The organism is Flavobacterium hankyongi, from assembly GCF_036840915.1.
Taxonomy (GTDB): Bacteria; Bacteroidota; Bacteroidia; order Flavobacteriales; family Flavobacteriaceae; genus Flavobacterium; species Flavobacterium hankyongi.
Genome location: NZ_CP085725.1, coordinates 3,456,660 through 3,465,871, shown reverse-complemented (window position 1 = coordinate 3,465,871; position 9,212 = coordinate 3,456,660). Strand labels below are relative to the sequence as shown.

The 9,212-nt window shown below is 30.9% G+C and carries 11 protein-coding genes; 5 read left to right on the top strand and 6 right to left on the bottom strand.

All coding sequences use genetic code 11. The features are described 5' to 3' along the window. Positions 1–103 precede the first annotated feature (103 nt). The 5 genes from thrS to LJY17_RS15830 all read left to right on the top strand — a co-directional run bounded on the left by thrS (position 104) and on the right by LJY17_RS15830 (position 4,238). Positions 104–2,050 carry a threonine--tRNA ligase gene (gene thrS, locus LJY17_RS15850; RefSeq protein WP_264544765.1) on the top strand — a complete coding sequence of 649 codons (1,947 nt, stop codon included), beginning with the start codon at positions 104–106 and terminating at the stop codon, positions 2,048–2,050. 16 nt (positions 2,051–2,066) lie between these two features. Beyond that, positions 2,067–2,621 carry a translation initiation factor IF-3 gene (infC, locus tag LJY17_RS15845; RefSeq protein WP_413614515.1) on the top strand — a complete coding sequence of 185 codons (555 nt, stop codon included), beginning with the start codon at positions 2,067–2,069 and terminating at the stop codon, positions 2,619–2,621. A gap of 90 nt (positions 2,622–2,711) precedes the next feature. Next, entirely contained in the window at positions 2,712–2,909 is a 198-nt protein-coding gene (gene rpmI, locus LJY17_RS15840; RefSeq protein WP_081709383.1) for a 50S ribosomal protein L35, read from the top strand. Positions 2,910–3,023: 114 nt separating this feature from the next. Beyond that, positions 3,024–3,368 (top strand): 50S ribosomal protein L20, encoded by a 345-nt coding sequence (gene rplT, locus LJY17_RS15835; RefSeq protein WP_264544764.1) that lies wholly within the window; start codon positions 3,024–3,026, stop codon positions 3,366–3,368. 129 nt (positions 3,369–3,497) lie between these two features. Next, positions 3,498–4,238 carry a hypothetical protein gene (locus LJY17_RS15830; protein WP_264544763.1) on the top strand — a complete coding sequence of 247 codons (741 nt, stop codon included), beginning with the start codon at positions 3,498–3,500 and terminating at the stop codon, positions 4,236–4,238. 4 nt (positions 4,239–4,242) lie between these two features. Here the strand turns inward: LJY17_RS15830 and LJY17_RS15825 are convergent, their stop codons facing one another. From LJY17_RS15825 to LJY17_RS15800, 6 genes are all read right to left on the bottom strand, one after another. Next, complete coding sequence (locus LJY17_RS15825; protein ID WP_264544762.1) at positions 4,243–5,151, bottom strand: glutaminase; 909 nt, start codon at positions 5,149–5,151, stop codon at positions 4,243–4,245. 5 nt (positions 5,152–5,156) lie between these two features. Next, positions 5,157–6,416 carry an asparagine synthetase B gene (locus tag LJY17_RS15820; RefSeq protein ID WP_413614513.1) on the bottom strand — a complete coding sequence of 420 codons (1,260 nt, stop codon included), beginning with the start codon at positions 6,414–6,416 and terminating at the stop codon, positions 5,157–5,159. Between the two features lie 124 nt (positions 6,417–6,540). Further along, on the bottom strand, positions 6,541–7,221 hold the full coding sequence (locus LJY17_RS15815; RefSeq protein WP_264544760.1) for a response regulator transcription factor: 681 nt from the start codon (positions 7,219–7,221) through the stop codon (positions 6,541–6,543). A 1-nt stretch (position 7,222) separates the two neighbouring features. Then, entirely contained in the window at positions 7,223–8,014 is a 792-nt protein-coding gene (locus LJY17_RS15810) for a sensor histidine kinase (RefSeq protein WP_264544759.1), read from the bottom strand. A gap of 6 nt (positions 8,015–8,020) precedes the next feature. Then, positions 8,021–8,326: a hypothetical protein gene (locus tag LJY17_RS15805; RefSeq protein ID WP_338441669.1), complete on the bottom strand. Its 306-nt coding sequence runs from the start codon at positions 8,324–8,326 to the stop codon at positions 8,021–8,023. Positions 8,327–8,719: 393 nt separating this feature from the next. After that, the gene (locus LJY17_RS15800; protein ID WP_264544757.1) at positions 8,720–9,088 is read right to left on the bottom strand and encodes a hypothetical protein; all 369 of its coding nucleotides are present in this window, start codon (positions 9,086–9,088) and stop codon (positions 8,720–8,722) included. Positions 9,089–9,212: the final 124 nt, after the last annotated feature.

The following is a 9,212-nucleotide window of genomic DNA, read 5'->3' as shown; positions in this document are numbered from 1 at the left end:
TAGACCTTAATATATAATATAGTATACATAATAAAGAATATACCTATTATATATTGTATGTATTTTATGAATGGCATATATTTGCGATTCTAAAAAATGTATAATGATTAAGATTACTTTACCAGACGGTTCGGTTAGAGAGTACGCAAGTGGCGTGACTCCTATGGATGTGGCTAAATCTATCAGTGAAGGTTTAGCAAGAAATGTGATTTCGGCTTCTTTTAATGGTACAACTATTGAAACCGAAACTCAATTAACGACCGATGGTACCCTTACATTATTTACATGGAATGATGCAGACGGCAAAAAAGCTTTCTGGCATTCGACTTCACACGTAATGGCACAAGCACTTGAAGAATTATATCCTGGAATCAAATTAACTATTGGCCCAGCTATCGAAAGAGGTTTCTATTACGATGTTGATTTTGGCGACAAAAAGATTACTGAAGCTGACTTTAAGAAAATTGAAGATAGAGTTTTAGAAATTGCTCGTGAGAAACATGAATTCAAAATGCGTTCGGCTACAAAAGCAGAAGCATTAGAATTATATAAGAACAATGAATTCAAAACTGAATTGATTCAGAATCTAGAAGATGGTACTATTACGTTTTGTGATCATTCGACTTTCACGGATTTATGTCGTGGAGGACACATTCCGAATACAGGAATTATCAAAGCAATGAAAATTCTTTCGGTTGCAGGTGCATACTGGAGAGGTGACGAAAAGAACAAACAGTTGACACGTGTGTACGGGATTTCGTTCCCAAAACAAAAAGACTTAACTGATTACCTTGAGTTATTGGAAGAAGCAAAACGCCGTGACCATAGAAAATTAGGAAAAGAATTAGAGTTATTCCATTTTTCGCAAAGAGTAGGTCAAGGCTTACCTTTATGGTTACCAAAAGGAGCAGCATTACGTGATCGTTTGGAGCAATTCCTTAAAAAAGCACAAAAGAAAGCTGGATACGAACAAGTAGTTTCTCCGCATATTGGTCAAAAAGAATTATATGTGACTTCAGGTCACTATGCAAAATATGGAGCAGATAGTTTCCAACCGATTCATACACCAGCAGAAGGTGAAGAGTTTTTATTGAAACCAATGAACTGCCCTCACCACTGTGAGATTTACAATGCTAGACCTTGGTCATATAAAGATTTACCTAAACGTTATGCAGAATTTGGAACTGTATATCGTTATGAGCAATCAGGAGAATTACATGGATTAACTCGTGTAAGAGGATTTACTCAAGATGATGCACACTTATTTTGTACGCCAGATCAATTAGATCAAGAGTTCAAAAATGTAATTGACTTAGTACTATACGTATTTGGTTCATTAGGATTTGAAAACTTTACAGCACAAGTTTCTGTTCGTGATTTAAGCAATCCAGATAAATATATAGGTAGTATTGAAAACTGGGAAAAAGCAGAAAATGCAATCATCAGTGCTGCTAAAGACAAAGGATTAAATTATGTAATCGAAGCTGGTGAAGCTGCTTTCTATGGCCCTAAACTTGACTTTATGGTTAAGGATGCATTAGGTAGAAGCTGGCAATTAGGAACAATCCAAGTAGATTATAATTTACCAGAGCGTTTTGACCTTACTTATAAAGGTGCCGACAATGAATTACACCGTCCGGTAATGATTCACCGTGCCCCTTTTGGTTCAATGGAACGTTTTATCGCAATTCTATTGGAGCACACAGGTGGAAATTTCCCACTTTGGCTAATGCCAGAGCAAGCTATAATCCTGTCTTTGAGTGAGAAATATGAAAATTATGCGAAAAAAGTTTCAGATTTGCTAGAAAATCACGAAATTCGCGCCCTAATTGATAATCGTAACGAGACAATCGGAAAGAAAATCCGTGAAGCTGAAACGAAAAAATTCCCGTTCATGTTGATTGTAGGGGAAGAAGAAGAGAAAAGCGGAACAGTTTCTGTACGTCGTCACGGTCAAGAAGGAAAAGGAAATATTACAATAAAAATAGATGAATTTGTTACTCTTGTAAATGAAGAAGTAAGTAAATCATTAAAGACATTTGAAGTTTAACTAAAAAATTAAGGTTATCGCAATCAGAAACAACAGAGGATATCAACCTCGAGTAGAAAAAAAAGACGCACACAGAATTAATAATAATATTCGAGTGCCGGAAGTACGTCTTGTAGGTGAAAATGTAGAACCAGGAGTTTATAAAACTTCTGAAGCTTTACGCTTAGCAGATGAATTTGAATTAGATCTTGTAGAGATTTCTCCAAATGCTGAACCACCAGTTTGTAAAATCATGGACTATAAAAAGTTCCTTTATGAACAAAAGCGTAGAGAAAAAGAATTAAAAGCAAAATCTACACAAATTACAATTAAGGAAATTCGTTTCGGACCTCAGACTGATGAGCATGATTATGAATTCAAAAAGAAAAATGCTGAGAAATTCCTAAAAGATGGAGCAAAATTAAAAGCATTTGTATTCTTTAAAGGACGTTCTATCATTTATAAAGAACAAGGACAAATCTTATTATTAAGATTAGCCCAAGATTTAGAAGAAGTAGGTAAAGTGGAAGCTATGCCTGTTCTTGAAGGAAAAAGAATGATTATGTTCATTACTCCGAAGAAAAAGAAATAGTTATTAGGCATTAGTCATTAGAAAAACTTTTGACTATTGACTAAATACTCAAAATAGTAAGTAAGTTAAATTAAATAAATTTGGGAAATTATGCCTAAAATGAAAACTAAATCTAGTGCTAAGAAACGTTTTAAAGTTACTGGCTCTGGAAAAATTAAAAGAAAACACGCTTTCAAAAGTCACATTTTGACTAAAAAGTCTAAAAAACGTAAGTTAGCGTTAACTCATTCAGCATTAGTACACAGTACTGACATGAAGAGTGTTAAAGAACAATTAAGAATTATCTAATAAGATACTCCTTAAGAAAATTCTTTAGGTTAAAACAATTCAATAACCCTGGAGTGGGCTTTTATAAGAGTCTGATAAAATTCAGAACGCCTTACTTCAAAAAAAAGAAAAATTATGCCAAGATCAGTAAATTCAGTTGCTAAAAGAGCAAGAAGAAAAAAGATAATGAAGCAAGCCAAAGGTTTCTTTGGTCGTAGAAAAAACGTTTGGACAGTTGCTAAGAATGCGGTTGAAAAAGCAATGCAATATGCTTACAGAGACCGTAAAGCTAAAAAGAGAAACTTCCGTGCTTTATGGATTCAACGTATTAACGCTGGAGCTCGTTTAGAAGGAATGTCTTACTCTCAGTTCATGGGTCAAGTTAAAAAGCACAACATCGAGTTAAACCGTAAGGTATTAGCTGATTTAGCGATGAACCACCCAGAAGCTTTCAAAGCTATTCTTAATAAAGTAAAATAATAAACGTTTAACAATATATTTAACTTACTTATTTTAAAAAATCCTGCTCGCAAGAGTGGGATTTTTTTATGCAATAAGCTTTCTTTAAAAAGAAAATCTTTTAATTTGCAAAAAAATAAAAATACATATATGCGCCATTTACTTCTATTGTCAGTACTTCTTTTAGTAAGTTGTAAAAAAGATATTACTCATGAAGCTATCAACCAACCTATCATTCAAGAAGTAACTGCTGGAGATTCTTTACAAGAAAATGATTTTGAAGACGGAAGAGAATCTGAAGAATTTGTTTTTCCAACAAACGAAAAAACACCAAGTGATTTTATTAAGAACTCTAATTATGAAATTTTAGAGAGAAATGAAGGTTACTTGGATGAAGATAAAAGTAAAGATGTTGTTTTAATAGTTCGTGAAAAAGATGACAAATATAGCAATAGAATCTTATTAGTATTAATACAGCTAAATAATGGTGGATATAAATTGATTGAAAAAAACAGCTTTATTCTAGGGCCTGAGTACAACAATGATGACTTCAAAATTAATGATGAAGAAACAGTTTCTATTTCCAATCGCCTTTTAGCCATAGAAACTTATTCTATGGGACCTAAAGGTAATTTATCTTTATATTTTGGATTAGAAAACGAGAAACTTAAGCTAAAAGAAGCCGAAACTTATAATCAAGGCGCAGGAGGTCAAACAAGTATGACATTTTCTACTAAAACAAATCTTGTCTCAATTACGGAAGTAAATACAATGGAAGAAGATATGCCTAGTGAAACAACAGATTATAAATTCACTTATACATCTAGTTTTTCAGATTTTGATCCTGAAGATTTTACAACCAAAATGTATGAAGCTCAGCCTAGTGAGTAGCTCATTAAAAAATTGACATTCCAGTTTTTGTTGTTAATTGTTCCAAAGCAAACATTCCTAGCTCAGAATTTCCGTTAGAGTTTAATCTTGGACTCCAGGTTGAAACAATGAATTTCTTTGGCAGCATGGCTACAATTCCTCCACCTACTCCGCTTTTACCTGGTAAACCAACTCGGTAAGTAAACTCTCCAGATTCATCATAAAATCCACAAGATTGCATTAGAGCATTCATACGCTTTATCTGGCTTCGATTCAGGATTTCTTTCCCGTTTAGTGTTACTCCTTCATTGGCAAAAAAATAAAAAACTTTATTTAATTCTGAACAAGACATTGAAATAGAACACTGGTGAAAATAAAAATCTAAAACTTCATCGACATTGTTGGTAATATTTCCGAATGATTTTAAAAAATTTGCCAAAGCAATATTTCTAAATCCTGTAGAAGCTTCTGACTTAGCAACAGATAAATCATAATCAAGAGTATTAATATCTGAAATCTCTCTCAGAAAATTAATAAAATTAGTTTTAGGATTTTTTAGATGAGTCACTAAAATATCAGCAATAACTAAAGCGCCAGCATTTATGAATGGGTTTCTAGGAATTCCTTTTTCATATTCTAATTGTACCAAGGAATTAAAAGGACTCCCTGATGGTTCTACTCCTACTCTTTCCCAAATTTTTTCGCCCAAGAAAGTAAAAGCCAAAGACAATGTTAAAGGCTTAGAGATGGATTGTATAGAAAATCTTTCGTTTGCATCACCTAAATTTATTTCTTCCCCATCCAAAGTCAATAAACTAATACCAAATTTATCAGGATTAACGTTAGCTAATTCAGGAATATAAGTCGCAATTTCGCCAATTTTAGGCTGTAGTTTTGATTCTTTATAAATTTCTTGAAGAACTTTTTCAAACATCAATTTTAAGTTTTTTGGTGTTTTTTCTTAGCAGCTGGAAACAAAATGTTATTAAGTATTAATCTGTATCCAGGCGAATTAGGATGCAAATCTAAGACGGTTGGTTCATCACCTACCTTGTGCTGATAATCTTCTGGATCATGTCCTCCATAAAAAGTAAAAAACCCTTTGCCTTTTTGAGAATGAATGTATCTTGCTTCACCGTTTACCTGACATTCACCCATTACTAAAACATTTGACTTAATAAGAACTTTATCAAATGCAGTACTTTGTCCCATAAACCCTTTAACTAATTGTGTGTGGTTTTGACAAAGCATACTTGGAATTATATCCCATTTTGCAGAAAACTCCATTAATGTGAAATAATCTTTCTCAAATGGGACTGTCCTTTTTTCGGTCATATCAATGTTTGAAAATTCATATTTCTCTGGTCTTCTTTCCAAAATAAAATCTTTAAAAGCAAATGATCTTGTATAGTCAATTTTAGATTGATAGTTTGCATCACTACCATCACCATCAAACATTGCTTCACATATATCGACTCCTTCAGCTGACAGGGCAATATCAAAGCTATCAGTGGCGGAACACATTGCGAACATAAAACCTCCACCTATCACAAAATCTCTAATTTTTTTTGCTACCGCTAATTTTTCTTGTGACACTTTATTGTATCCTAACTTTTGAGCCAAATTTTCAGCATCTTTTTTTTGCTCGATATACCAAGGCATATTTCTGTAGACTCCATAAAACTTACCATATTGACCTGTAAAATCTTCATGATGTAAGTGTAACCAATCATATAATATCAATTGATCACTCAATACTTCTTCATCATAAATTTCTTTATAAGGAATTTCAGCATAAGTTAAAACCAAAGTCACTGCATCATCCCATGGTTGCTTACCTTTTGGTGTATACACTGCTACTTTAGGTGCTTTTTCCAAAATAACGGTCTCCATATTTTGCGAAGGACTGGCAATTTCAGCAAGAATTTGATTGGCTTCTGCATCTGAAAGAACTTCAAATGATACACCTCGTATTTGACACTCCCTTCTTATTTCAGAAACATCAGGAAGTAAAAAAGATCCACCTCTGTAATTAAGTAACCAGCTTGCTTTGTATTGTTTTTCAAGAGTCCAATACGTTATTCCATAAGCCTTTAAATGATTCTTTTGTGAAGTTTCATCCATTGGCAATAAAATATAATTAGCCTTTGCTTCCAAACAAGTTATTAAGAAAAAAAACAGTAGGTATCTAAATTTCATTTTCATTTTATTTCTATCCAAATATAAACAGTTATTTTTTATAAAAATATTATTGGATTACTAAAAAAGGAATTCTGAAAATGAGCTAATTTGATTTTAAATACAACAATGAGTCATTTTTGTTCTATAAAGCTAAATCATCAACAGTTATCATTTTATTTTGAATTGCATAAACTACCAATCCAGCAACATTTTTCGATTCTGTTTTTAACAATAAATTATTTCTATGTCCTTCAACTGTTCTAGGGCTTATGAAAAGCTTTTCAGCAATTTCATGAGTATTCATTTGCTTGCAAATTAATACTAAAACTTCCTTTTCCCTGTTTGTAAGATAGTCTTCATCAAACTGACTTTTATTTTGCCTATTTAAGTTTGTCGCAATTCCTTCCTGAATTATTTTTAAAACTTGATCATTATAATAAACCCCTTTTTCATAAACCTCATTTATAGTTTTAATCATATCTGATGGTGTTGTGTTTTTAACCAAATAAGAAGCAGCTCCAATATTTATCATGTTTGCAATAAAAGATTTAGAATCATAGCTTGTTAAAGCAATTATTTTAACATCAGGAAATTCTTCCATTATTATTCGTGTCGTTTCAACACCATTAAGAAATGGCATCTTCAAGTCCATCATTATTATATCTGGATGAATTGTACTTTCTCGTAAAAAAGACACAAGTTCCTTACCATTAGAAACCTCAAATATTATCTCAAAGTTTTGTTCTCTTTCTAGCAAAAATGAAATACCTTTTCTAAACAAGACTTCATCATCAGCTAGAATAATTTTAATTTTATTTTTCATTTTAAAAATTAAAAACTACTTGTGTTCCTTTACCAATCTCAGAATATATATTTATATCTCCACCTAGAAAACTAACTCGGCTCTCTATATTTTTCATACCTAACCCCTTTTGATTTTCTATTTTTTTCAAATCAAAACCTTTTCCATTGTCAGAAAACGTACAATACACGAATCCATTTTTTTCTTCAAACGAAAGATTAATTTTAGTTGACTTACCATGTTTTATTGAATTGTTGAATAATTCTTGAATAATTCTAAACACGTGTAAATGCTTAAAAATATCAGCTTCATTAAAATCAACATTGTTTTTAAATTCAATCTCAATAGATTTACCACTATTAATTTCAAAACATAATTCTTCGATTCCTGCGTGTAAACCAAATTTTTCAAGTACTGGAGGCAACAAATCGTGAGCAATTCTCCTTGAATTATCTAAAGCTTTAGTTGTAAGATTTATAATATTTGTTGAAATTTCTTCAATTTCATTTTTAGACAAATTCTTAGCAGTTAATAAATGACTATTAAGAGAAACTATATTTAATTTTGAACTAATGTCATCATGAAGGTCTTGAGCAATTCGCGTTCTCTCTTCTTCTTGAGTAACTAAAATAGAATGTAGAAGTTCTTTTTGATAATTAACCTCCATATTTTTCTTTTCAATTTCCTTTTGAATTATTTTTTTTCGTGAAAAATAAAAAAACAAAACCAACAGTAATGCCATCAATAAAAAAGCACTGAAGGTATATATGATAGCAGTAATTAATTCTTTTTGATATACTACAGTTTCAGTCATAAACTATTATATTTTTTTAGAAAAACTTTTTTTCCATTCATATAAAATAAACAACTGATAGATAATGTATAAGAATGCATTTAATATCCAAGGCACATCATTATACTTAGAAGATAGCATTGCGGCAAGATTTCCTCCTAAAAAAAGTACTGTACTCCCGAACAAATAAATCAATATCCCAAGATTTACATAATAAAACTCTTTTTCCTCATTTAAAAGATTGTATAGATGAAAAGTTGCATAAGTGACAATAAGAAATGATGTAATGAAAATTTCAAATAAATTAAACTTCATAAATAGAGATGGATTCATTGAATATTGTATGCTTAGTGAAACTAAACAAAAAATAAAACCTCCTTTGACATATTTTTTTTGATAAAAGTTTAGTTTTAAATTAAGATAAAAAAAACTCAAAAAAACAAACTGAAGTATAAAATAAAAATGAGATATAAATAAGTTATCCATTTTCATGTATTGAAAAATACTTACAGTTATTTGGATAAAAAACATAATCATTAAATACCCTGAAAAAATTCTATAGGCTTTCCCTTTATTAAAAAAGCCTATAGAAAAAACAATTGTATTAATTAGCAAAAGTAGATATCCTAAATCCGCAAAGACTTCCAATAACATATTAAATAATTGTTTATTCACAGATCGCAACAATAAAATAAACATCTAAATTTGCTTCTTCAAATCTGTTATCTATTTTAATCCATACAATGGACTATCAATATCACAAGTTGAAGGACAAGGCTTTGTAAAATCATAAATATTTCCTTCTATTTGAACAGAAACATCACTCTTACTAGAAGTTCCTGTAATCATATCAACATAGGTATTTGTTTTAGGGTCATATTTTGTACCAACAATCATCAAACGCTCTATACCATCATCATCAATTCCTATATATGCTCTTGCAGCATCAATGTCTTCTGCGAGTACCTCTAAAATATCAATTTTAGGAATCAAAAAAGCTTTTAATTCATGATGCTTATTATAATCACCTTCTAATTGTCTCCATTTTGCTGCCCAACGTTTTGCTTCCTCTAATGTAATTGTGTTTTCTTTCATTTTTAAGTTATTTAGTTATTTAACAAAAATAATACTATAATCTTATAAAAAAAGGAAAGAAGCAAAAACAGGTATAAATACCTATACAATTTTTTATATTATAGAATAAATTAGCCTGATTAAA